A 21,334-nucleotide genomic window follows, 5' to 3' on the forward strand; every position below is an offset into this window, starting at 1 on the left:
CCCGACGGCCGAGCCCCGGCAGGATGCCCGCGTGAACCCTGTAGTCATGCGAGGCCTGGCGACCGATCCGGCCCTGCCGGGCAGGCTGATCCCAGACCCCGAGTCCTACTCGGAGCCGGTGGCCGCGGAGCGCCTTCCGTGCGAGAGGTGTTCCGGCGCCGGCCCCCCGTCATCCGCCGGGTCCGCGCCGGGCAGCGGTTCCACCGGTTGCCGCAGGACGGTTCTGAGTGCGGCGGGTTCCGTCCTGCGGGGATCGCTGAGGTAGATCTCGTGGTGCAGCCCCGCTTCCCGCAGCCTGTGGGCGGGGAGGTAGTCGTGGTGCAACCTGGTCAGGATCGGGGTCTCGTCGTCGTAGGAACCGATGTGGAGCACCTGGGCGCTGGTGCCCTCGTGCAGCGTCTCCGACCGTACGCCGCGAACGGCCGGAAGCCCCTTCTTGCTCAGCGCGCTGTCGCGGGCGCCGTCGATCAGGCCGGCCGTGATCCAGTCGGGGACGTTGATGAGCAGTCGCCACCGCCAGTTCTCCTTGCGCCGGGCCAGGAAGTCGTCCATGTCGTCCGCCCACCACAGCCCTTCGAGCGGGCCCACGACGAAGTCCCTGCCGAGTTCGTTCTTGCTGGCGAACTTGAGGGTGTAGGCGACCGCGTACAGCGCTTCCACGGCCTGACGGTAGGCGGGGCTGGTGTTCGGGTCGCCGCTCCCTTCGGTGGCGAGGTAACGGAGTTCGGGGACGTCGACGAGCTCCCAGTCGGTGTTCCTCGGCGCATAGCACGCCTTGAGCTCGCGCTTGACGTCGTACTTCGCGGTCGTCCTGGGCATTTCGGGAACCTTCCTGTAGGTCACGCGACACGGTAGGCCGGTGACGCCGCGGCGGTGGCGAACTGCGGCGGGAACACGCCCCGTTGGCCGGAACGCGGTCACCGCCCCGATGCCGCCGCAGGGGGTAGGAAGAGCGTCCCGAGGAAGCAGCCCCGCAGGGTGCGCGCGGCGACGGTCGACCAGGCGGCCAGCAGCAGGAGGTAGAGGGCGGCGGACGCCGCGTCGAGGGCCTCCGAGCGCAGCCGCACTGCCAGGGCGCAGGTGCCGGTGACGCAGGTGCCGACCGGGAAGGTGAAGCTCCACCAGGTCAGCGTGAACGGCAGGTGCCGGCGTGCGGTGCGCAGGGTCAGTGAGGCGGCCAGGACGAGCCACACCATGGCGAACCCCCAGGCGGGAACGCCGTAGACGACGCCGAACACCTCGGCGCCCTCGGCGTACGGCCGGGGCAGGGCGAGACCGGCCACCGACCCCAGCGCGTTGGCCGCGGTCACCGACTGCCCCAGCGGACCGAGGACGATCCACACCGTCGGCACCGTTGCCGCCGGGCCGGGCTTGTGGCGGACCAGCCGGCTCCAGATCTGCGAGATGACGACGAGGCCGGCGAACAGGCTGATGCCGAACATGGCGTAGCAGGCCAGCAGCAGGGTCAGCCGGGGCTGGCCGGCGGCGACGTGCGGTACCAGTGCCGCCCCGGTCGCGGCGGACACCATGGGCGGGACCACCGGCATCAGCCACCCGCCGAAGGCGGAGTCGTCCCCGACCTCGTGCTCGGTCATCGCCAGGTAGGGGATCCACACGGCGGTGATCAGACCCAGCAGGGTGCCGGCGGTCCACAGCACGGCATCGACGCGTACGGCGGCCGTCACGCCGATCCAGTCCCTGCCCAGGGAGAGAGTGCCCGCCCCGACGGTCATCAGCGCCATCGCCGGAGCGCCCCAGAAGTGCCCCATGACCGGGTGGTGCGCGTGCGCCCGGGCGATCCGCGGATACCGGACCCAGTGCACCGCCCATGCCGCCGTCAGGGCCACCAGCAGGAACGTGGCGAGGGCCCAGACGATCGTGCCGAACACCCGCAGGCCGGTGACGTGGAGCGGGACCACGGCGGCCGCGTTGGCGACGATGCCGGTGCCCATCACCGACGCGTACCAGTTCGGGCCCAGGTGACGGAAGACGTCGGCAGGCCGGTCCAGGTCACGCAGGAAACCCCGCGCCGGCCGGGACCGTCCTCCGGCGGGGCGGGAAGGTGCGACGGAAGTGGTCATGCACCCAAGATCGCTCCCGCCCTGCGGCTCCGGTAGTCATCGCCCGCGTATCACGCCATAAGACCGGCTTATGGCAGGGGTGCGTGTGCGGCGGGCGGCGAGGCGCCTGCACGCCCGCCGCGGCGCTGACGGTGTGACCGGTGGCGCGTCGATGCCCTGATCACCGTCCCCGGCCACCGGAAGCGACTCCTGTCCGATGTGCGAACAATCCGGATCGGATAGCGCTCTTGACGATAAGTCAGCCATCGTCGACGATTCAGCTCGCACGGCCGCACCAGGCACAGGCACCACACAGCTCCAGCGCGCCCCGCGTCACCCCGACCGCGGGGCGTGCCGCACGTTCCGTACCCCATCCCCAGTTCGGAATCCGGAGCCCCACATGAACCTCTCCGTTCGCAACCGTGCCCTCGCGGTCGCCGGCGTCGCCCTCAGCGGGCTGCTCGCCGGGGCCGTCCCCGCAGCCACCGCCGAACAGCCCGCCGCGGCGGCGCCCGACATCTCGGTGGCCAACGTCAAACAGCACCTCGCGGACCTCCAGTCGATCGCCGCCGCCAACGGCGGCAACCGCGCCCACGGCCGGACCGGCTACCGGGCGAGCGTCGACTTCGTGAAGGCCAAGCTGGACGCCGCGGGCTACACCACGACCGTCCAGCAGTTCACCTACAACGGCACCACCGGGTACAACCTCGTCGCCGACTGGCCAGGAGGCGACCCGAACCAGGTCGTCATGGCCGGCTCGCACCTCGACTCGGTGACGGCCGGACCGGGCATCAACGACAACGGCTCCGGGTCCGCGGCGATCCTGGAGACGGCGCTCGCCGTCTCGCGGGCCGGCTACCAGCCCTCCAGACACCTCCGCTTCGGCTGGTGGGGCGCGGAGGAACTCGGGCTCGTGGGTTCGAGGTTCTACGTCAACAACCTGCCGTCCACCGAACGCGCCAAGATCCAGGGCTACCTGAACTTCGACATGATCGGGTCGCCCAACCCGGGCTACTTCGTCTACGACGACGATCCCGCGATCGAGAAGACGTTCAAGGACTACTTCGCGGGTCTCGGCGTACCGACCGAGATCGAGACAGAGGGCGACGGGCGCTCCGACCACGCCTCCTTCAAGAACGCCGGTGTCCCCGTCGGCGGCCTGTTCACCGGAGCGAGCCGGACCAAGACCTCGGCGCAGGTGCGGAAGTGGGGCGGCACCACCACCGCGTTCGACCGCTGCTACCACTCCTCCTGCGACACCACGGCCAACATCGACGACACGGCCCTGGACCGCAACAGCGACGCCATCGCCCACGCGATCTGGACGCTGACGTCCGGTACGACCACCCCGCCGACCGGAACGGTCTTCGAGAACACCGCCGATGTGGCCATCCCCGACTACGGTGCCGCTGTGACCTCCTCCGTCGTTGTCACGGGCATCAACGGCAACGCCCCCGCCGACCTCGCCGTCGGTGTGGACATCGTCCACACCTGGCGGGGTGACCTGGTCGTCGACCTGGTCGCCCCCGACGGCACGGTCTACAACCTCAAGCCGTACTCGTCGTCGGACTCCGCCGATGACGTCCGGACCACCTACACGGTCGACGCCTCGGCGGAACCGGCGGGCGGCACCTGGAAGCTCCGCGTCCAGGACCGGGCCAGGTACGACACGGGCTACATCAACAGTTTCAAGCTGACCTTCCCGTAGAGGGTCCAGGTGGGTGTGCCGAGGGCCCTGCCCCCGGCACACCCGGAAGGACGGCTGTGGCGCGCGCTCGCGGCCCCGGCTCAGCAGGGCTCGCGCCACGCGTCGAGGCCGAGGTTCTTGCGCATGGACGAGAGCTTCAGCCGACGCGACTCGGCGCAGAAGGAGCTGTTGGGCTTCTCGTACTCCACGTGGAACACCGCTTTGCCCGCCTCGATGAAGGGGGACAGCAGGGCGCACTCGTCGAACTCGGCGCACTCCTCGTTGACGGCGAAGTCGAAGTCGTCCACGAGCTGGGGGATCTGCGCGAGGTCGTTCTTCAGCCCCACCGACAGACCGCGTTCATGGGCCAACCCGGCGATCATCCGGTTGTAGGCGAGCTGGTCCCGGGCGGTCAGCGGGAAGCCGGTGTCGGCGGCGTACCCCTCGACCAGGTCGGGCTCCACCGCGTCGAAGCCCTTGTCCCGGCACATGTCGAACCGCCTCGCCATGAGCGGCCGCAGCGCGTCCGACCGCCGGATGTCCAGCCACCGCTCGCCCTCCCACCCGTTGGCCCGGCCGAGCAGGGAGCGCGGGAAGGCGTCCGCGTCCGGCCGGAAGTCCTCCCAGGCGCCCACGTTGACGTAGCAGATGACCTTGCGGCCGTCGCGGTGCAGACGGGCCACGTCGGCGGCGGAGTTCTCGAAGCCGTCGATGTCGTACACCGGCACGTCCACACCCGGGTCGGCCTTCCCGTTCAGCTGCCACTGCCAGGCCAGGCCCGGCCGGGGCACCCACACCCTTCTCGCACCGGGCGGGGAGGGCGAGCCGGCCGGGGAGGAGGGGCGGGGCGGGGGAGACGACGCGCCGGGGGACCCCTCACGGCCACCATCGCCGCTCCCCCCGCCGTGGGCGGCGCCACGGTCGCTTCCCCCGCTGCCACCCCGGTCGTCACGCCCACGTCCGTCCCCGCCCCCGCCTCCGGTGCAACCGGCCAGAACGGCCAGCACGGCGGCGACCGACGCGACCGGGACGAGGAGGCGCGCCGACGGGGGGCGGCGGCGGGAGGAGGGACGTCGTACTCGCCGGTCAGGCATCACGGTGTTCCGTTCAGTACCGGAGTCAGTTCGGACCAGGGGTTGGGCAGTTCGCCGGTGACGGGGCAGCACACCGCGGCGCCCCGCTCGCGGGCGGTCCGCACGGCCAGCGGCACCAGCGCCCCGGGCACTCCGTACACGAGGTGACACAGCCGCCCGGCCGGCTGCCGTGTCACCCACTCCGGTCTGCTGAACCCCGACACGTACACCGACCAGTGCCCCTCGAAGGTGACGGTGAGGTCGGCCAGCCGGAGGTACCCCGGCGCCGGGTGCACCCCCGGATTGAGGACCACCGTCGCGGCCCCCTGCCGCCGCAGCCCGCGTACGAGGCCGCGGCAGGCGGGCAGGCCCGCCGGCGCCGCGCTCACCCGGTCCAGGAAGCAGCCCTGGACGCCGTACCACTCCTGGTGCCGGCGCAGATCGTCGAGGACCGCGGCGCGCGGGCGGAGCCCGTAGTCGCTGTCGACGTAGCCCAGCAGCCGGGCCCCGGCCTCGCGGAGCGCGGCGGCCGCCGCCGCGAAGGCCGGGTCGGGTGCCGCGCCCGGCCCGTTCCCGGGGTTGAGGACGACCGCGTACGTGGCGGCGGCGGACCGGATCAGCCGGTGCCAGGCCGCGGGGTCCTCGGCGGGGTGGACGTAGAGCGGGACCAGGACGCTCACGGCTCCTCGCCGTCCGGCCGGGTCCCCGCCCACAGCCCGGTCAGCGCCTCGTCGAGCGAGTTCGCCGGCCGCCAGCCGAGCGCCTCCTCGGCGGCCGTGATGTCCGAACACTGCCACGACACCTCCGCGGAACGGGAGGAACCGGCAGAGCCCTCCTCGACACGCCCCCGGAAACCGGCCAGCCGGGTCAGGCCGGTCACCAGATCGCGCACCGGGACCGCCCGGCCGGAACCGATGTTGAGCACGGCGGGCAGCGGGCCCGGCGCCGTCACCGCGAGCCGCACGGCCCGAGCCACGTCGCGGGCGTCGACGAGGTCACGGAACGCCGACAGATCACCGAGCCGCAGGACGGCCTCCGGATCGGAGCCGGCCGCGCGCAACCGGCGGGCGACCCGGCCGGGCAGCCCGGCGGGCGGCGCTCCCGCACCCACCGGGTTGCCCACCCGCAGCACCACCGCGTCCAGTCCGGAACCGGCGACCGCCGCCGTGCCGGCCAGCTTCGTCGCGCCGTACGGGCCCGCCGGGCAGGTCGGGGCCGACTCGGTCACCCGGCTGCCCGGCGTGCCGGGACCGTACTCCGCGGCCGAGCCCAGATGGACCAGCCGGACCGCGGGCGCCGCCTCGCGCAGCGCCGCGCACAGCACGGCCGGACCGCGGGCGTTGACCTCGGCCAGGGTGACCGCGTCACCCCCGGTCGCCCCCGCGCAGTTGACCACCGCGTCCGGTGCCGCGTCGGCCACGACCGATGCCAGCCGCTCCGGCCGGTCGCGGGCGAGGTCGACGGGGAAGCCGGCGCCGGGCGAGCGGCCGCCGTCGAGGACCACGGCGTCCGGCAGGGACCGCAGCCCCTCGACGACGTGACCGCCCAGATATCCGGAACCGCCCAGGACGAGAATGCGCATACGGTGCTCAGGCTCCCTTGAGCAGCAGGGACTTGCGGGTGGTGAACTCGGCGTTGGCCCGGTCGTAGTCGTCCGGGCGGCCGATGTCCAGCCAGTAGCCGTCGAACTCGTAGGCGTGCGGGGGAGTCCCGGTCGCCAGCAGGTCCAGGACCAGTTCGTCGAAGCCCAGCGGCAGACCGGGCGTGTACGCGTCGAGCGTGGCGCGCGACATGCCGTAGACCCCCATGGAGACCCGGTAGTCCATGCTCGGCTTCTCGGTGAAGGCGACTACCTTGCTGTCCGCCGTGGTGAGCACCCCGAAGTCGATGTGCACCTTGCGGGCGTACGTGGCGATGGTCAGCGGAGCGCGGGACAGGCCGTGGGAGGCCAGCACGTCGGCGTAGTCCAGGTCGGTCAGCACGTCCCCGTTCATCACCAGGAACGTCTCGGGCAGCCGCTCGCGCAGGTTCAGCAGCGGTCCCATCGTGCCGAGCGGACTGTCCTCCGTGGCGTAGTCGACCGCCAGGCCCCAGCGGGCCCCGTCGCCGACATACGCGCGGATGATCTCTCCCAGGTGACCGATCGCTATGGTGCAGTGGGTGAAACCGGCCGTCGCCAGCTGGCGCAGCACGATCTCCAGGATGGCGTGCTGGTCGCCGATGGGCACGAGCGGCTTGGGCAGTGCGGTGGTGTAAGGGCGCAGCCGGACGCCCTTGCCTCCCGCCAGGATCACTGCGTGCATGGGGTTCCTCCTTGATGGACGCTGTGGATGTGCGGGACGGGTCAGATGTTGTAGATGCCGGTCTTGTAGCGGGCCAGGTTGGCCGGGTCGCGGAAGAACTCCGCGGTGCTCGCCAGCCCGTCCTCCAGGCTGCGGGCGGGCCGCCAGCCGGTGGCATCGGCGAGCCGGGTCGCGTCCGCGACCAGCCGCATCACCTCGGACGCGGCCGGCCGCACACGCTCCGGGTCCTCGCGTACGTCCAGGGGGGCGTCCATCACCTTCCCGATCAGCGCGACCAGGTCGCCGACGGAGATCTCCGTGCCCGTCCCCGCGTTGAAGGTGCGGCCCACCACGTGCTCGGCGGGCGCCGTGCCCACCGCGAGGAAGGCCCGCGCCGTGTCCTCGACGAACGTGAAGTCCCGCGTGGGCCGCAGGTCGCCGAGGGTGATCGTGCGTTCCCCCGCGGCGACCTGGCCGATGACGGTGGGGATGACCGCCCGCATCGACTGGCGCGGCCCGAAGGTGTTGAACGGCCGCAGTGTGACGACCGGGGTGCCGAAGCTGGCGTGGTAGCTGTCCGCCAGCCGGTCCCCGCCGGCCTTCGAAGCGGCGTACGGGGACTGGGTGTTGATCGGGTGGTCCTCGGTGATCGGCACGGTCTGCGCGGTGCCGTACGTCTCGCTGGTCGAGGTGTGCACCAGCCGGGGCGTGCCGAGCGCGCGCGCCGCCTCCAGCACGTTGAGGGTGCCCGTGACGTTGGTGTCCACGTAACTGTGCGGCGCCTGGTACGAGTACGGGATGGCGATGAGGGCCGCCAGGTGGAAGGCGACGTCGGCGCCGTCGAGCAGGCCGCGGACCGAGCCGGGGTCACGGACGTCGCCGAGGACGATCTCCACGTGCTCCAGCACGTCCGGGTGCAGGGTCTCCAGCCAGCCGTAGGAGGAGAAGGAGTTGTACTGCGCCATGGCCCGGACCCGGTGTCCGGAGGCGACCAGGGCCTCGGTCAGGTGGGAGCCGATGAACCCTTCGGCCCCGGTGACGGCGGCGAGCGGTGCGGAGGTCAACGCGTGGTGTCCTTTCGGTCGGTGATGCGACTGGTGATGCGAGAGGTGGTGCGGCGGGGGAACCGGTAGGTAGGTGGGTGGCAGTGCGTGGTGGGGCGGGCGCGCGGCAGCGGTCTGGTGAGGAGCGCCGGAAGCGGGGCGCGGGCGGTGGGAGTGCGGGGTGCGGTGCGTGAAGAGGCAGGGCGTGTCGCGGTGGGTCGGGGGCGGGGCGCGCGGTGGTCGGCGGGCGGCCTCACGCGTGCCGAGCGGGTCGGCCCAGCAGCCGCACCGCACAGCCGGCCAGGAGCAGCGCCGCCGCCGCGCAGCTCAGCGGCAGGGCCGCCGGGCCGGGCGGCAGCCCCAGCAGCGTGCCCGCCGCGGCCGTGCCCGCGGCGGTGAGGCAGATCAGCGCCGCGGGCCAGGCCGTTCCGAACGCCTGCAGAAGCAGGGCCAGCCACAGCGTGGCCGCGAGTGGCAGCAGGTCCGCCGGCGCGGCACCGGTGAGCAGGGCCGCGGGCAGCAGCGGCAGTACGTAGGCCAGCACACAGGCGCCGAGGAGACCGGCCGAGCGGAGCAGGAATCCGGCGGGGGTGGCGGCGGCGCGCAGCGCGGCCACCGAACGGCCCCGGTACCGGTACAGCAGCCACTCGGCCGGCCCCATGCTCACGGTGAGCACGATCACCGCGTACGGTGCCCGCAACCCCTCCAGCAGCACCAGCACGCCCGCGGCCAGCCCGAACAGGCCGTACGGCACCGACCACCACAGCGGCGGGCGGGCCGCGTCCGGCACGGCGGGTTCGAGGACAGCCCGGCGCACCGCCCAGCCCGCGCAGCCCAGCGTCACCGCCAGGGCCAGCAGCGGCAGTCCGAGCCGCAACGGCGTACCCGGCTCCCACCAGGGCAGCACCGCGGTACCGGCCACCAGCGGGGACAGGGCCGCCAGCAGCAGCCGCTCCCGGCCCAGCACCAGGAGCACCCCCGCGGCCGCGAGGTACGCCGACTGCGCCGCCACGGCTGCCGGCACCGGCCCACCGCCCGCGGGCAGCGCGGCGACCGCGGTGGCGGCGACCGCCCCGCAGGGCGCTCCGGCCAGCAGGGTACGGCCCGCCTCCCGGCGACCGGACGCCATCCGCAGATGGGCGCGGTGACCGAGGGCCTGCCCCCACGCCCAGGACAGGAGCCCCGCGACGACCAGCGCCACGGCGTGCCGGCCCGGGTGCCACAACGGCGCGGTGAGCGGATAGGCCAGTCCCGGCAGCGCGAACAGCACCCCCCGCAGCAGGCAGCGCACGGTGTCGGGCCGCCAGGGGTCGGGACCGGACGCCGGCTCCGGATAGGTGCGCGGCACCCGCTCGTACAGCGCGGCGGCCAGCGAGAACAGGCCGGGATGGCCGTACCGTTCGTGGACCGCCTCGGCGGACAGGCCGTCCGCCTCCAGCAGAGCGGCCACCTCGTACGGGTGGACGCAACTGCCGATCCGGTCGGCCAGCTCCGCCGCGAGCAGGTTGACCGCGTCCTCGTCCGGACCGAGCCGGGGCAGCCTGATCAGCAGGGTCCGTTCGTCGGTTGCCGCGTCCGGGCGGCCGACGGTTCGCCCGCGGGCGCGGTGCGGCGCGCGGCGGACCGGTTCCGGCGCGGCCAGCCGCAGCGCCAGTGTGTCCTGTTCGCTGCCGCCCGGCTCCAGTGCCATCGGACCGCTCATCCCGCCAGGCTCCTCGCCCCGGTGACCGCCGCCGACGGCGTCCGACCGGACGGGGGCGACGCGGCCTGGTCCGCCGGCACGGAGACCGCCGGAACGAGCGCTGGGGGCCGGCGTGCCGAGCGGCGCCCGCCGCGGGGGTCCCCGTCGGCCCCGCCCTCCCCGCGCCGCCGGGCGATGTCCGGCAGTTCCAGGTAGATGGACCGGAAGGTGTCGACGGTCTGCCGCAGGGTGAACTGCTCGATCACCCGCCGGCGGGCGGCCGCACCGAGCGCGCGCCGCCGCTCGGGGTCGTTCAGCAGTTCCAGCGCGGCCGCCGCCATGGCCGCCGGGTCGCGCGGCGGCACGACCAGCCCGGTGTCGCCGACGGCCTCGCGCACGCCGCCCACGTCGGTCGAGACCGTGGCCCGGCCGCACGACATGGCTTCGATCAGGGTGAACGGGAAGCCCTCGCTGATGCTGGAGAGCATGACGACGTTGCCCGCCGCGTAGGCGTCCCGGATGTCGTCGACACGCCCTTCGAAGACCACGGCGCCGGCATGGCCGAGGTCCGCCGCCAGCGCCTCGCAGCGCTCCCGGTAGGCCTCGCCCCCGCGCGGGGTGCCGCCGAACAGCCGTAACCGCGCCCCGGGCAGCCGGTCGCGGACCAGGGCGAAGGCGCGGATCAGCGTCTCCAGGTCCTTGATCGGGTCGACGCGGCCCGCCCAGCTGAGGGTGGGTCCGTCCGGTTCCGGCCCGGCGGGCGGGAACGCCGCCGGGTCCACGCCGTTGTACACCGTACGGATGGTCTCCGGGGCCGCCCCGCCCTGCTCCTCCCACAGCCGGTTGTAGCGGTTGCCCGGCGTGATCAGGGCGGCTCGCCGGTAGCTCTCCTCGGCCAGCAGCCGGAAGAAACCGAGCATCACCGCCTTCACCGGCCAGGGGTAGGGGGCGGTGCGGTAGCCGAGGTAGCGCTCGCGCAGGTACACCCCGTGCTCGGTGAGCAGGAAGGGGGTGCCGTGCTGTTCCAGCGCGGTCAGTCCGGGCAGTACGGCGACACCGCCGCTGACCGCGTGGGTGATTCCGTGCTCGGGCGGCGGTGCGGCCAGCGGGCGCAGGGCGTGCTCCAGCAGCGCGGTCGCCGTCAGGGCGTCGTGCAGGGTGGGCCGGGCCTCGCGCACGGCCGTGCCCGGCCGCCGCCACACCCCGGCCAGCAGGCCGATCGCGTCGTCCCCGCGCAGGAACGCGCTCAGCGATCCGTCGGTCGCGGCGCGCGCCATGGCGTACAGCGCGGGCGCGAACCCGTCCTCGGCGGACGGGTCGAGGAGCGCGGCGAGGAAGTGTTCGTAGGCCCGGACGAGCCGGTTGCGGGCCCGCCCGCGCGGCGGGCCGCCGGCCGGCGGCGGCCCCCACATGGGGACGGCGTGGACGTGGGTGACGTGGGCGGGCGTGTCCCACACCACCGGTTCGCGGCCGGTGCCGGTGACGGCGATGACGTCGAACGCGATGTCCGGCATGCCGCGTACGAGCTGGTCGCACCAGACGCTGACGCCGCCGTGACTGTGCGGGTAGGTGCCTTCGGTGAGCAGGGTGACGCGCGTCGTGTGGCGGCGCGCGCCGTGGGGAACGTGCATGGCTGTGCTCCACGGCCGGAATGGGGACGGTCGGTGGCGCTTCCGGGCGCGCGTCGCCGCGCGGGCCGGGAGGGCGTCGGTCGTGTGCCGCTCAGCGGTCCGAGGTGTACGGGACGGACTCGGAGACGCCGACGGGGACCGTGGTGGCCGGTGCCGGTGCCGGTGCCGGTGTCGTTCCGCCGGCGGACGCCGTGTCGTCGAGGGGCGCGGCGGCGGACGAGGGCAGCGACAGGGTTGGCGGGCCGTCCGCCGAGGACGTCCAGCCCGACATCCGCCCCGCGTAGGCCTCGCCGAACACGGTGCCGGCCAGAGTGGTTCCGGTCGGCACGGTCACGGGGACCGCGGTTCCGGCCGGTGCCTGCACCGTCACGGCGTCGCCGATGCGGTACGCCGTCACCGAACCGGCGTCCAGGGCGGCGCGCCAGGCGGCCCGGTGTTCCAGCTCCGCGCCGATGTCCTTCATCCGCAGGTTGACCACGGGGGTGTCGGCCGCGAAGAGCGCGTCGTAGCCGCCGAGGACACCGTCGAGGACGGGGTAGGCGATGCGGTCCTCGGCCAGGTTCGACTGATGGATGAAGTGGGGTCTGGGATCGTTGCCGAGCACGTGGGAGAGGGCGGTGCGGGTCTCCAGCGGCACGATGTGGTCCTGGTATCCGGTGGCGGGGTCCAGCGGTGCGTCCAGGCAGGTGGTGGTGGCCGGGTTGTCCTCGCAGATGCCGCTGCCGCCCTGGGCGCGGCCGGTGTAGATCCAGTTGTACTCGTCGACCTGCTCGGCGGCCCGCGCCGCGTTGTAGAAGACGTTCATCGGGTAGCGGGGTACCGTCGTGGCCGGACCGACCTGGCGCCGGCCGGGTTCGCGGGAGTTGTCCGAGCCGAGCCAGGCGATGCCGTTGTCGGCGAGGGCGGGGCCCAGGTGGGGGTTGTCCTCGTCCTGTTGGGGCAGCACGGCCAGACCGGAGTGCTCGCCGGTGACCAGTTCGTCGTCCTCCAGGGGGAGTCCGACGTTCCGGCCCCACACCCGGTTGTTGGCGATCTCCGCGGAGATCTCGCTCCGGCTCACCCACCGTGTGCTGCCGTCGGCGTTCGTGGCGCACTTCCAGGGCACCACCGAGGTGTCCTGGACGCACCCGAGGAAGGCGTGCGTGTAGGTGTGGTTGATCCAGCGGAACCGGTCACGTGCGGCGATCAGCCGGTCGGCGAGCGCGTCGACGCCGCCGTGGTCCTCGCGCTGGTCGACGCTGCCGGCCGCGTTGTAGGCCAGGTCGAGGGTGAAGCGGCGGTCGGCCTGCCAGGCGAGGGCGTGGTCGACGTCCGCCGGGGTCATCCGGATCGGGTCGGGTGTGGCCGAGGGGTCGGTGCAGTCGACGTCGCCGGGCGTGCAGTCGAGGTCGGTGTTCCAGCGGTCGTCGGCGGCGAGCACGTCGTCGACGTGGACGGCGAAGTAGTTGCGGGACGCGCCGAGGTGCAGGCCGTCCGTCATCCAGTCCACGATGCCCCGGGCCAGCAGCCGGAACTGCTGCTGGTACCGGTTGTAGACGAAGGTGACGACCAGTTCCCGCCGCCCGTCGTGCCGGTACTCGCCGACCAGGGAGCCGCGCGCGTTGGAACCGGGGATCGGCGCGTCGACGTACGGGGTGAAGTCGGCGCCGGGTGCGGGCTGGGACAGGTACGCGTAACTCTCGCCCACGTCGGGGGAGTTGTCCTCGAACGGGACGGCCCCCTCCAGATAGCCGAACGGCCCTGTCCGGCCCGCGGCGGTCACCTGTGCCTGGACGCCGTCGAGGCCGCCGGAGTAGCCGTCGTCGACCGGATAGCGCAGGCCGGCCTCGGGGCGCGCGTAGGTGTAGGCGTCGACCTGCGGGACGGCGTAGGTCCGCTCGTAGGCCGCCAGGGCGTCCATCTCGTCCGAGCCGGCGGCGAACGGGTTGTCGTCGGGCAGCACGACGGCCTGGAATCTGGCGCGGGGCCGTCCGTCGACCGTGTCGGCCAGGAACGCGGTGTCGATGACGGGCCGGTCGGCGTCGGTGAGATCGATCGTGGTGTACGGCGTTCCGGCCGTGTCGAGTTCGGCGGCGATCGCCTCTGTCGCCGGTCCGCCGTCGCTGACCACGAGGACCCTGAGGTCGACGCGGGGCGTGTCGGTGTCGGCGTGAGCCGGGCCGGCCGGCAGGCCGAACGCGGCGACGAGCACGCCGGCCGTCAGTGCGCCGGCGCGAAAAATCCGCTGCATGCGGTGAAGTCCCCTCCCCGGGCAGGGGCGAGCGCGCTCGCTCGGAACGGCCGCACCCCCCGTGCCACGCCGGCTTCCCCCTCAGAGGCCGGTCGTGAACGCTGAAATCGTGTCACACGGTGGGAGTTGTGTGCGCTTTATGTGATGGTCTTGCGAAACATGACGGAAAAGCACGGGTGTCCGGAAGGGGCGGGCCGGGGGAGTGAGGGGGCGGCAGGGTGTCGCGCCGGCGGCGGGTGGGGCGCCCGCGGGGACGGACGGGCGAGGTCGGTGCTGGTCGGAGGGCGATGGGTCGGATCCCGGCGGGTGGGAGGCCTGGGCGGGCAACGCTCAGTGGTCTACGCCACATCCGGTCCGTGCACAGAACGTTTCCGGTCATCACCGGTGTGTCGCGTCACCCGCCGGGCACGAGCCACGCGCACGGCGGGAGTGCGGGCCGGCCCCGTGTGTGAGGCCCTTGGGGGCCCGCCGGTCCCGGCGCCGTGGCGTCGGGCGGACCCCGGCTCGACAGGGCGAGGACTCAGCTCGCCGGGCCTGGTGCGGGGAGGCTCCACACCGTGACGTACCCCTTGTACCTCGATCTCCCCCGGATCACCCGCCCGCAGCGGCCGCAGACCGCCCGTGTCCCCACCCGACCGCATGCCGTCCCGCCTCCCGTGTGCCGTGGCCGCTCCGGTGACGGAGCCTAACCACCGCCTCCACCGCACGCCTGAGTACGACGACTCACCGCCGTCCACCGGTGAGTGACGACTCGGCACGGTCCACCGGTCGGTGGGGGCCGGTCGGCTGTGGTCGGTGAACCCGTGGGAGCGGCCGGGTCGCAGGACGTCGTAGGTCAGGTGCGCCGCTGTCGAGGTGGAGGCCACGCGCTGCCGGGACAGTGCGGCCGGGCTCGCCGGCTCGCGCTCAGAGGGAGCTGAGAGGTTCCTGTGCCAGGGTGGCGCCCCTGATCGTGGCATGTCAGGTGCCCGCCAACCCGCTGGAGGAGATTCCATGAGCCTGGTCGACGGCTTGCCCGCGCACGTTCTGTTCGTGCACTTCGTTGTCGTCCTCGTGCCCCTGACCGCGCTCGCGCTCGCGGTCGGCGCGATCTGGCCGGGCGTCGCGCGGCGCATGGGTGTCGTGCTCCCGCTGCTCGCGCTGGTCACACTCGTCAGCGTGCCGCTCACCGCGGAGTCGGGGGAGTGGCTGGAGCGCCATGTGGCGGGTGGTGAGCTGGTGCGCCGCCACGCCGGGCTCGCCGACGGCCTGCTTCCCTGGGCCGGGGGACTGTTCGTCCTCGCGGCGGTCGTCTGGTGGACGGCCCGGTCCGCCGCCGGGGCCGGGACGAAGCGCGGCCCCCGGAGGTACGCCGCACCCGTGCGCGTCGCGCTCGCGGTGCTGTCGCTCGTCGTGTCCGTGGGAGCCGTCGTGGACGTCTACCGCATCGGGGACTCCGGCGCGAAGGCCGCCTGGCACGACGGCTTCTCCAGGACGGCGTCGGGCGGTGACGGGGACGACTGAGCCGCCCGGCGAGGCGAGGGTCGGGGGCGGCACCGAGTCGCGCGGCCGGGCACCGGCGCTCTCGCCGACCGGTACCGGAGTGGCCCGGGCCGGCGGCCGCGGCGCGCGTCGGCCGATACGGTGGGAACAATACCCCAGGGGGTATGGTTGACCCCGTTGTCCGAGGACGCGCCCCGGCTGCCGGCCGTGTCGTGTCCGTCGTTCCGCTCGGCCGGTTCGGAGGGTGGCGACGGAGTCCGGGACCGCTGCGGCGCTCGGCGCCCCGGTCGCGGCCCGCCGCACCCGCCCCTCGCCCGACCCCCGCCCCCGAGGCGTGTGGGAACCGGCTCTCACCCAGGAGCACCACCCGTGAAAATCCCTCGCAGCACCGCCCTTCCGGAAGCCGCCCCGACTCCACCCGAAGCCGCCCGACCAGGTCCGCTCGGCCGCCTCGGCGTCTGGTCGGCGAGCCACTTCAAGGCCGTACTGGTGGGGTGGCTACTGATCGTCGGCGTGCTCGGCGCCTTCGCCCCCCAGGTCAACTCCGCGCTCTCCGGGGCCGGCTGGCAGGCCGACGGATCGGACTCGGTCAAGGTCCGCCAGATCGCCGAGGACCACTTCGGCGGCAACGCCTCCTCCGCGCTCCAGATCGTCATCAGCGCCGACCGCCCGGTCACCACACCCGACGTCCGGGCCGTGATCGACGAGGCGGGCACCCTGGCGGCCGAGGACCCCCGTGTCTCCACGGTGATCCCGCCGCAGCAGGGCGCCACCATCAGCGCGGACGGCCGTACCGCCGTGGTCCTGGCCGGTGCGGCGGCGGACCCCAACGAGATGGTGCGGGCCGCCGACGACCTCAAGGAACCGCTCCGGGAGCTCTCCGGGGACGGGATCGAGGTGCACGCCACGGGGGCGTCCGTGCTGTGGAGTGACTTCAACAAGGCCAACCACGACGCCATGCTGAAGTCCGAGATGCTCTCCTGGCCGGTCACCCTGGCCATCCTGGTGCTGGCCTTCGGCTCCCTGGTGGCCGCCGGACTGCCCCTGCTGCTGACCCTCGCCGGACTGGCCGCGTCGGCCGGGTCCCTCGTGCTGATCAGCCACCTGTTCCCGGTGTCGATCTGGGCCATGAACTTCGCGATGATGTTCGCGCTCGCCCTCGGCATCGACTACGCCCTGTTCCTCGTGGTCCGCTTCCGCGGCGCCCGCGTCGGCCGGAAGCAGGGCATGCGCGCGGCGGTCGCCGAGACGATGGACACCGCGGGCAAGGCGGTCCTGCTCTCCGGGGCGACCGTCCTGGTCAGCCTCTCCGCCGTGATGCTCGTGCCGTCGCCGGCGTTCCGTTCCATGGCGGGCGGCATCATGCTCGCCGTCGTCTTCATCCTGGCCGCCACGCTCACCCTGCTGCCCGCCGTGCTCGGCAAGCTCGGCCACCGCATCGACGCCCTGGCCCTGCCCTGGGCCCACTCCGGCGAACACCGCTCACCGCGCTTCGCCGCATGGGGCGAACGGCTGTGGAAGCACCCCTTCAGGTACGGCGCGCTGGCGCTCGTCGCCCTGCTGGCCCTCGCCGCCCCGGTCATCGGGCTGCGCACCGCCATGCCCTCGATCAGCGTCATCCCCTCCGACGCCAGCGCCCGCGCCGGCTACACCGCCGTCCAGGAAGCCTTCGGCGCCGGTGCTCCGGGAACCCTCCAGATCGTCACCCCGACCGAGCAGGCCGACGAGGTCGCCCAGCAGGTCGGGGCGACCGAGGGCATCGCCGGCGTGATGCCCGCCCAGCCCGCCGCCGACGGTTCCGGCTGGTCGATGATCCAGGCCGTGCCCACCGTCGACCCCTCCGACCCGGGCCTCGGCGGCACCGTGGACACCCTGCGCGCCGAACTGCCCGACCGTACCCTCGTCGGCGGCGCGGCCGTGGAGAACCTCGACCTGCAGCACCTGCTCACCGAGAAGACACCGTTGGTCATCGGCGTGGTGCTGGCCCTCGGCTTCGTCCTGCTGCTGATCGCTCTGCAGGCGCCGCTCATCTCCTTCCTCGGTACCGTCGCCAGCCTGCTGTCCACCGGCGCCGCCTTCGGCGTGGCCCGCCTGATCTTCCAGGACGGTCACGGCGCGGACCTGCTGGGCTTCACGCCGCAGGGCTTCCTCGACGGCTGGGCCCCGGTGTTCTTCTTCGCGATGATCTTCGCCATCGCCATGGACTACACCGTGTTCCTCCTGGCCTCCGCCAAGGAGCACTACGAACGCAGTGGGGATCCGCGAGAGGCCATGACCGGCGCCCTCGCCCACTCGGGACGGGTGATCTTCGCAGCGGCCGCCGTCATGGTCGCCGTGTTCTTCACCTTCGCCCTGTCCGGCCCGCTCCCGCCCAAGGAGATGGGCATCGTCCTCGGCGTCGCCGTCCTGCTGGACGCGGCACTGGTCCGCCTGGTGCTGCTGCCGGTGCTGCTGCGCCTGGCCGGGCACGCCGCCTGGTACACGCCGCGCCGGCTGCGGCGGATCCTGCCCGACATCACCTTCTCGCACGGCCACGACTGAGCCGGGCCCGTCCACACGTTCCCGGGCGGCGCGCACGCGCCGCCCGGGAACCCCCACGTTCGAGGGGGAGGGCCTCCAACCGCTTCTCGCGGTTCCTGATCACGCGGTGCGCATCCCCCCGGCTGCTCCTCCGCGTCTCCTCACGGGGCCCTCCCCGTCTCCTTCACTGCACCACCCCGGCGCCGGTTCCGCGAGGGCCGTAGGGCCCTCGTCGCGGGGCTTCCGGCGCCTCGACACCCACGGGGCCGACGCCTGCCCCGGCCCTCCGGCCCCCGATCGACGAAGCGACGCGGCTCCCGGTGCGGGAACCGCGTCGCACAACGCCATGTCGCCCCCCTGCGCGGCGGGCCGCCCGGCGGGACTCAGTTCGTGCTGTCGCCGTCCGTCAGCGCGGCGAGTGCGGCGTCGAGGCGGCGAGTGGCCTCTTCGGCGACCGGGCGCAGCGCGTCGAGTCCCGTGAGGGCGACCATCGTGTCCGGGTCGAGGGCCTGTACGGCGGTACGGTCGCCGTCGCGGCGGACGACCACGTTGCAGGGCAGCAGCAGCCCGATGCTGCGGTCGGTGTCCAGCGCACGGTGGGCGAGGGACGGGTTGCAGGCGCCGAGGATGACGTAGTCCTCCATGTCCTGTGCGGCGTGGCCGAGCTTGGCCCTGAGGGTGGCGGTGATGTCGATCTCGGTGAGGATGCCGAAGCCCTGGGCGGCGAGCGCGTCGCGGGTACGGGCGACGGCGGTGGCGAAGTCGGTGTCGAGCCGCACGGTGCGGTCGTAACGCATGGGATGGCCTGCTTTCGGGTCGGGCTCACGCGGCCGGAACGGATGCCCGGGCGCGAGCGAGGTACTCGGGACGTCTCCGGGGCTCCTCTGCCCCCTTGAATACCCCCCGGGGTACCCATGTTAGCCTCGGGTAATACCCACGGGGGTACGTCTTCACCGGAAGGGAGCACCTCGTGTTCTTCGTCGACACGATCGAGGTGGCAGGCCTCGGGAACCGCGGCTATCTCGCCGGAGGCGAGCGGACGGCCGTGGTGGTCGACCCGCCGCGCGACATCGACCGGGTGATCACGGCCGCCGCCCGGCGCGGAGTGCGGATCTCGCACGTCGTCGAGACCCACGTCCACAACGACTACGTCACCGGCGGCCTCGAACTGGCGCGGGTCACGGGGGCCGCCTATCTGGTACCGGCCGGTGCCCGCGTGTCCTTCCCACGCGTCCCGGTGCACGACGGCGACCGCGTGGACGTCGACGGCGCCGCCGGTCTGAGCCTTCGAGCCCTGGCCACGCCCGGCCACACCCCGCACCACACCGCCTACACGCTGGAGGAGAACGGCGCGGCGGTCGCGGTGTTCACCGGAGGTTCCCTGCTGATCGGGACGGTCGGCCGCCCGGACCTGGTCGAACCCCGGCTCACGGAACGGCTGGCCCGGGCGCAGCACGCCTCCGCGCACCGACTTGCCGCCGAACTCCCCGACGAGACAGCGGTGCTGCCCACACACGGGTTCGGCAGTTTCTGTGCCTCGTCGCAGACGGCGGGCGAGGACACGACCATCGGCAAGGAGAAGGCCGCCAACGAGGCACTGACCCGGGACGCGGACACGTTCGTCGCGGAGCTGCTGGCCGGGCTGGACGACATCCCCGCGTACTACGCCCACATCGGGCCGGTCAACGCGGCCGGGCCCGTCCCGGTCGACCTCACGCCGCCCGCGGTGGCCGACGCCGAGGACATCGCCGCCCGGCTGGCGGCGGGGGAGTGGGTCGTCGACCTCCGTGACCGGATCGCCTTCGCGCGGGGGCACGTGTCCGGCTCGTTCAACTTCGAGGCCGAAGGTCAGCTCGCCACCTACCTGGCCTGGCTGATCCCCTGGGGCAAGCCGGTCACCCTGCTCGCCGAGTCGCCCGGACAGCTCGCCGACGCCCAGCGCGAGCTGACCCGGGTCGGCCTCGACCGCCCGGCCGCGGCGGCCACCGGGACACCGGCCGACTGGCTGCGCGACGGCGAGGAGCCCTCCTCCTTCCCCCGGGCGGTGTTCGCCGACCTGGCCGGCCGACGCCCCGCAGACGGGGTCGTCGTCCTCGACGTGCGCAGGTCCTCGGAGCGTGCGGCCGGATATGTCGACGGCTCGGTGCACATCCCGATCCACACCCTGCACCGCCGCCTGGACGAGGTGCCCGAGGGTGAGGTCTGGGTGCACTGCGCGAGCGGCATGCGCGCCGCGATCGCCGCGTCCCTGCTGGACTCCGCGGGCCGCCGCGTGGTCGCCGTGGACGACACCTTCGAGGCGGCCGAGCAGGCCGGACTCACCGTCCGGCGCGGATGAGCGCCGGCCAACGCCCCGGTAGTGCAAGACCGCCGGCGCCGACGACGTGACGTCACGCTCACGGCAGGCGCGTCGGTGCCACCCCTATGACAGACAGGAGCGAAACGGCATGATCAGCCTCTTCCGGCGCGGCCGGAGCCGTCCGGGCCGTGTGACGGTCCGCGAGGCCGCCGCGCGCACCGGCTATGGGCCCGGCCCCGAGGGCGGCGGCGCGGCCACCGGTCAGGGGACCGGCGGCGCGGATGGCGACGCCGTCCTGCTCGATGTGCGCGAACGCCACGAGTGGCAGGCCGGTCACGCGCCCCGGGCCGTGCACCTGCCGCTGTCCGCGCTGGCGTCCGGCGCTGCGCTGCCCGCCCGTGTGAAAGACCGGCCGCTGGTGGTGATATGCCGCTCCGGCAACCGCTCCCGGCGGGCCGCCGAACTGCTCAGCGCCCGGGGCGCGGACGCGGTCGACGTGACCGGCGGCATGCGGGGGTGGGCCGCGGCGGGGCTGCCGGTGGTGGACGCCCGAGGCCGGAACGGCACCGTCGCGTGAGCGCTGTCATCCTCGCCCTGGCGGCCGGGGCCGTGATCGGCCTGGCGCTGGGCGCGCTCGGGGGCGGCGGCAGCGTCCTCGCGGTACCCGCCCTGATCTACCTGCTCGACTTCACCCCGGTCGGGGCGACGACCGCCAGTCTGGTCATCGTCACGATCACGTCGGTCACCGCGCTGGCCGCACACGCCCGCGACGGGCATGTGCGATGGCGCACGGGGCTGCTGTTCGCGGCGTCCGGGATCGTACCGGCGATGGTGGGCGGCGCGCTGGCGGCCCGGATTCCGGCCACCGTCCTCACGGCGGCCTTCGCGGTGGTGGCCGGGGCGGCCGCCGCGCGGATGCTGCGCCCCCGTCGGCGCGCGGACACCCCGGCGCCGGTGCGGCCGGGGAAGGCCGTGGCGGCCGGTGCCGGGCTCGGCGCCGTCACCGGCGTCCTCGGCGTCGGCGGCGGCTTCCTCGCCGTACCGGCGCTGGTGAGCGTGCTCGGCCTCCGCATGCGCGACGCCGTGGGCACCAGCCTGCTGGTCATCACCGTCAACTCGCTGGCCGCCCTGTCGACCCGCGCGGGCACGGTCGAGAGACTGGACTGGGCGGTCGTCGGCCCCTTCGTCGGTGCCGCGGTCCTCGGTGCCTGGGACGGCAAGCGGCTGGCCGCGAAGGTCTCCGGCCCCGCGCTGCAGCGGCTCTTCGCCGTGGTGCTGCTGGCCGTGGCGGCGTTCATGCTGGCCGACGCAGTGTGGTGGGGGGGGGGGGGGGGGGGGGGGGGGTT

At 73.7% G+C, this 21,334-nt stretch carries 17 protein-coding genes; 6 read left to right on the forward strand and 11 right to left on the reverse strand.

The window, feature by feature from the left end; all coding sequences use genetic code 11:
* Nucleotides 1–105 precede the first annotated feature (105 nt).
* Together AC3ET3_RS19970 and AC3ET3_RS19975 are read right to left on the reverse strand one after the other, a co-directional pair.
* Nucleotides 106–819: a GyrI-like domain-containing protein gene (locus tag AC3ET3_RS19970; protein ID WP_435612589.1), complete on the reverse strand. Its 714-nt coding sequence runs from the start codon at nucleotides 817–819 to the stop codon at nucleotides 106–108.
* Nucleotides 820–917: 98 nt separating this feature from the next.
* Nucleotides 918–2,081, reverse strand: a complete 1,164-nt coding sequence (locus tag AC3ET3_RS19975) for a TDT family transporter (protein ID WP_432135302.1) — start codon at nucleotides 2,079–2,081, stop codon at nucleotides 918–920.
* A 379-nt stretch (nucleotides 2,082–2,460) separates the two neighbouring features.
* Here AC3ET3_RS19975 and AC3ET3_RS19980 point away from each other — a divergent pair, with 379 nt between their 5' ends.
* The gene (locus AC3ET3_RS19980; RefSeq protein ID WP_432135301.1) at nucleotides 2,461–3,768 is read left to right on the forward strand and encodes a M28 family metallopeptidase; all 1,308 of its coding nucleotides are present in this window, start codon (nucleotides 2,461–2,463) and stop codon (nucleotides 3,766–3,768) included.
* Between the two features lie 80 nt (nucleotides 3,769–3,848).
* Here the strand turns inward: AC3ET3_RS19980 and AC3ET3_RS19985 are convergent, their stop codons facing one another.
* The 8 genes from AC3ET3_RS19985 to AC3ET3_RS20020 form a co-directional block, all read right to left on the reverse strand.
* A complete protein-coding gene (locus tag AC3ET3_RS19985) occupies nucleotides 3,849–4,841 on the reverse strand; it encodes an endo alpha-1,4 polygalactosaminidase (RefSeq protein WP_432135300.1) in 993 nt (330 codons plus the stop codon).
* On the reverse strand, nucleotides 4,841–5,500 hold the full coding sequence (locus tag AC3ET3_RS19990; RefSeq protein WP_432135299.1) for a spherulation-specific family 4 protein: 660 nt from the start codon (nucleotides 5,498–5,500) through the stop codon (nucleotides 4,841–4,843). Before AC3ET3_RS19990 ends, AC3ET3_RS19985 begins: the two co-directional genes overlap by 1 nt.
* Complete coding sequence (locus AC3ET3_RS19995; protein ID WP_432135298.1) at nucleotides 5,497–6,402, reverse strand: NAD-dependent epimerase/dehydratase family protein; 906 nt, start codon at nucleotides 6,400–6,402, stop codon at nucleotides 5,497–5,499. Before AC3ET3_RS19995 ends, AC3ET3_RS19990 begins: the two co-directional genes overlap by 4 nt.
* 7 nt (nucleotides 6,403–6,409) lie before the next feature.
* Nucleotides 6,410–7,123, reverse strand: a complete 714-nt coding sequence (locus AC3ET3_RS20000; RefSeq protein WP_432135297.1) for a nucleotidyltransferase family protein — start codon at nucleotides 7,121–7,123, stop codon at nucleotides 6,410–6,412.
* A 41-nt stretch (nucleotides 7,124–7,164) separates the two neighbouring features.
* A complete protein-coding gene (locus AC3ET3_RS20005) occupies nucleotides 7,165–8,166 on the reverse strand; it encodes a GDP-mannose 4,6-dehydratase (RefSeq protein ID WP_432135296.1) in 1,002 nt (333 codons plus the stop codon).
* A 232-nt stretch (nucleotides 8,167–8,398) separates the two neighbouring features.
* Nucleotides 8,399–9,847 carry a hypothetical protein gene (locus AC3ET3_RS20010; RefSeq protein WP_432135295.1) on the reverse strand — a complete coding sequence of 483 codons (1,449 nt, stop codon included), beginning with the start codon at nucleotides 9,845–9,847 and terminating at the stop codon, nucleotides 8,399–8,401.
* Nucleotides 9,844–11,457, reverse strand: coding sequence for a GT4 family glycosyltransferase PelF (gene pelF / locus AC3ET3_RS20015; protein ID WP_432135294.1), 1,614 nt, complete (start codon nucleotides 11,455–11,457; stop codon nucleotides 9,844–9,846). The genes AC3ET3_RS20010 and pelF overlap by 4 nt, the downstream gene beginning before the upstream one ends.
* 91 nt (nucleotides 11,458–11,548) lie before the next feature.
* Complete coding sequence (locus AC3ET3_RS20020; protein WP_435612590.1) at nucleotides 11,549–13,687, reverse strand: hypothetical protein; 2,139 nt, start codon at nucleotides 13,685–13,687, stop codon at nucleotides 11,549–11,551.
* A 993-nt stretch (nucleotides 13,688–14,680) separates the two neighbouring features.
* Here AC3ET3_RS20020 and AC3ET3_RS20025 point away from each other — a divergent pair.
* Nucleotides 14,681–15,190: a DUF2231 domain-containing protein gene (locus AC3ET3_RS20025; protein WP_432157016.1), complete on the forward strand. Its 510-nt coding sequence runs from the start codon at nucleotides 14,681–14,683 to the stop codon at nucleotides 15,188–15,190.
* A gap of 348 nt (nucleotides 15,191–15,538) precedes the next feature.
* A complete protein-coding gene (locus AC3ET3_RS20030) occupies nucleotides 15,539–17,710 on the forward strand; it encodes an MMPL family transporter (protein WP_432157017.1) in 2,172 nt (723 codons plus the stop codon).
* Between the two features lie 362 nt (nucleotides 17,711–18,072).
* Here AC3ET3_RS20030 and AC3ET3_RS20035 read toward each other — a convergent pair whose 3' ends face one another.
* Complete coding sequence (locus tag AC3ET3_RS20035) at nucleotides 18,073–18,486, reverse strand: DUF302 domain-containing protein (protein ID WP_432157018.1); 414 nt, start codon at nucleotides 18,484–18,486, stop codon at nucleotides 18,073–18,075.
* Between the two features lie 173 nt (nucleotides 18,487–18,659).
* On the opposite strand from AC3ET3_RS20035, the gene AC3ET3_RS20040 reads away from it, so the two are divergent.
* The 3 genes from AC3ET3_RS20040 to AC3ET3_RS20050 form a co-directional block, all read left to right on the forward strand.
* Entirely contained in the window at nucleotides 18,660–20,027 is a 1,368-nt protein-coding gene (locus AC3ET3_RS20040; protein ID WP_432135289.1) for an MBL fold metallo-hydrolase, read from the forward strand.
* A gap of 112 nt (nucleotides 20,028–20,139) precedes the next feature.
* Nucleotides 20,140–20,565: a rhodanese-like domain-containing protein gene (locus AC3ET3_RS20045; protein WP_432157027.1), complete on the forward strand. Its 426-nt coding sequence runs from the start codon at nucleotides 20,140–20,142 to the stop codon at nucleotides 20,563–20,565.
* Nucleotides 20,562–21,334: sulfite exporter TauE/SafE family protein (locus AC3ET3_RS20050; RefSeq protein WP_435612591.1), on the forward strand; the 773-nt coding region annotated here is incomplete at its 3' end. The genes AC3ET3_RS20045 and AC3ET3_RS20050, both read left to right, overlap by 4 nt.

This window comes from Streptomyces sp. bgisy159 (genome assembly GCF_057707805.1).

Coding starts and splice junctions, on each gene's coding strand:
- AC3ET3_RS19970 (WP_435612589.1), bottom strand. CDS start 819: ATGCCCAGGACGACCGCGAAGTACGACGTCAAGCGCGAGCTCAAGGCG.
- AC3ET3_RS19975 (WP_432135302.1), bottom strand. CDS start 2,081: ATGACCACTTCCGTCGCACCTTCCCGCCCCGCCGGAGGACGGTCCCGG.
- AC3ET3_RS19980 (WP_432135301.1), top strand. CDS start 2,461: ATGAACCTCTCCGTTCGCAACCGTGCCCTCGCGGTCGCCGGCGTCGCC.
- AC3ET3_RS19985 (WP_432135300.1), bottom strand. CDS start 4,841: ATGCCTGACCGGCGAGTACGACGTCCCTCCTCCCGCCGCCGCCCCCCG.
- AC3ET3_RS19995 (WP_432135298.1), bottom strand. CDS start 6,402: ATGCGCATTCTCGTCCTGGGCGGTTCCGGATATCTGGGCGGTCACGTC.
- AC3ET3_RS20000 (WP_432135297.1), bottom strand. CDS start 7,123: ATGCACGCAGTGATCCTGGCGGGAGGCAAGGGCGTCCGGCTGCGCCCT.
- AC3ET3_RS20010 (WP_432135295.1), bottom strand. CDS start 9,847: ATGAGCGGTCCGATGGCACTGGAGCCGGGCGGCAGCGAACAGGACACA.
- pelF (WP_432135294.1), bottom strand. CDS start 11,457: ATGCACGTTCCCCACGGCGCGCGCCGCCACACGACGCGCGTCACCCTG.
- AC3ET3_RS20020 (WP_435612590.1), bottom strand. CDS start 13,687: ATGCAGCGGATTTTTCGCGCCGGCGCACTGACGGCCGGCGTGCTCGTC.
- AC3ET3_RS20025 (WP_432157016.1), top strand. CDS start 14,681: ATGAGCCTGGTCGACGGCTTGCCCGCGCACGTTCTGTTCGTGCACTTC.
- AC3ET3_RS20035 (WP_432157018.1), bottom strand. CDS start 18,486: ATGCGTTACGACCGCACCGTGCGGCTCGACACCGACTTCGCCACCGCC.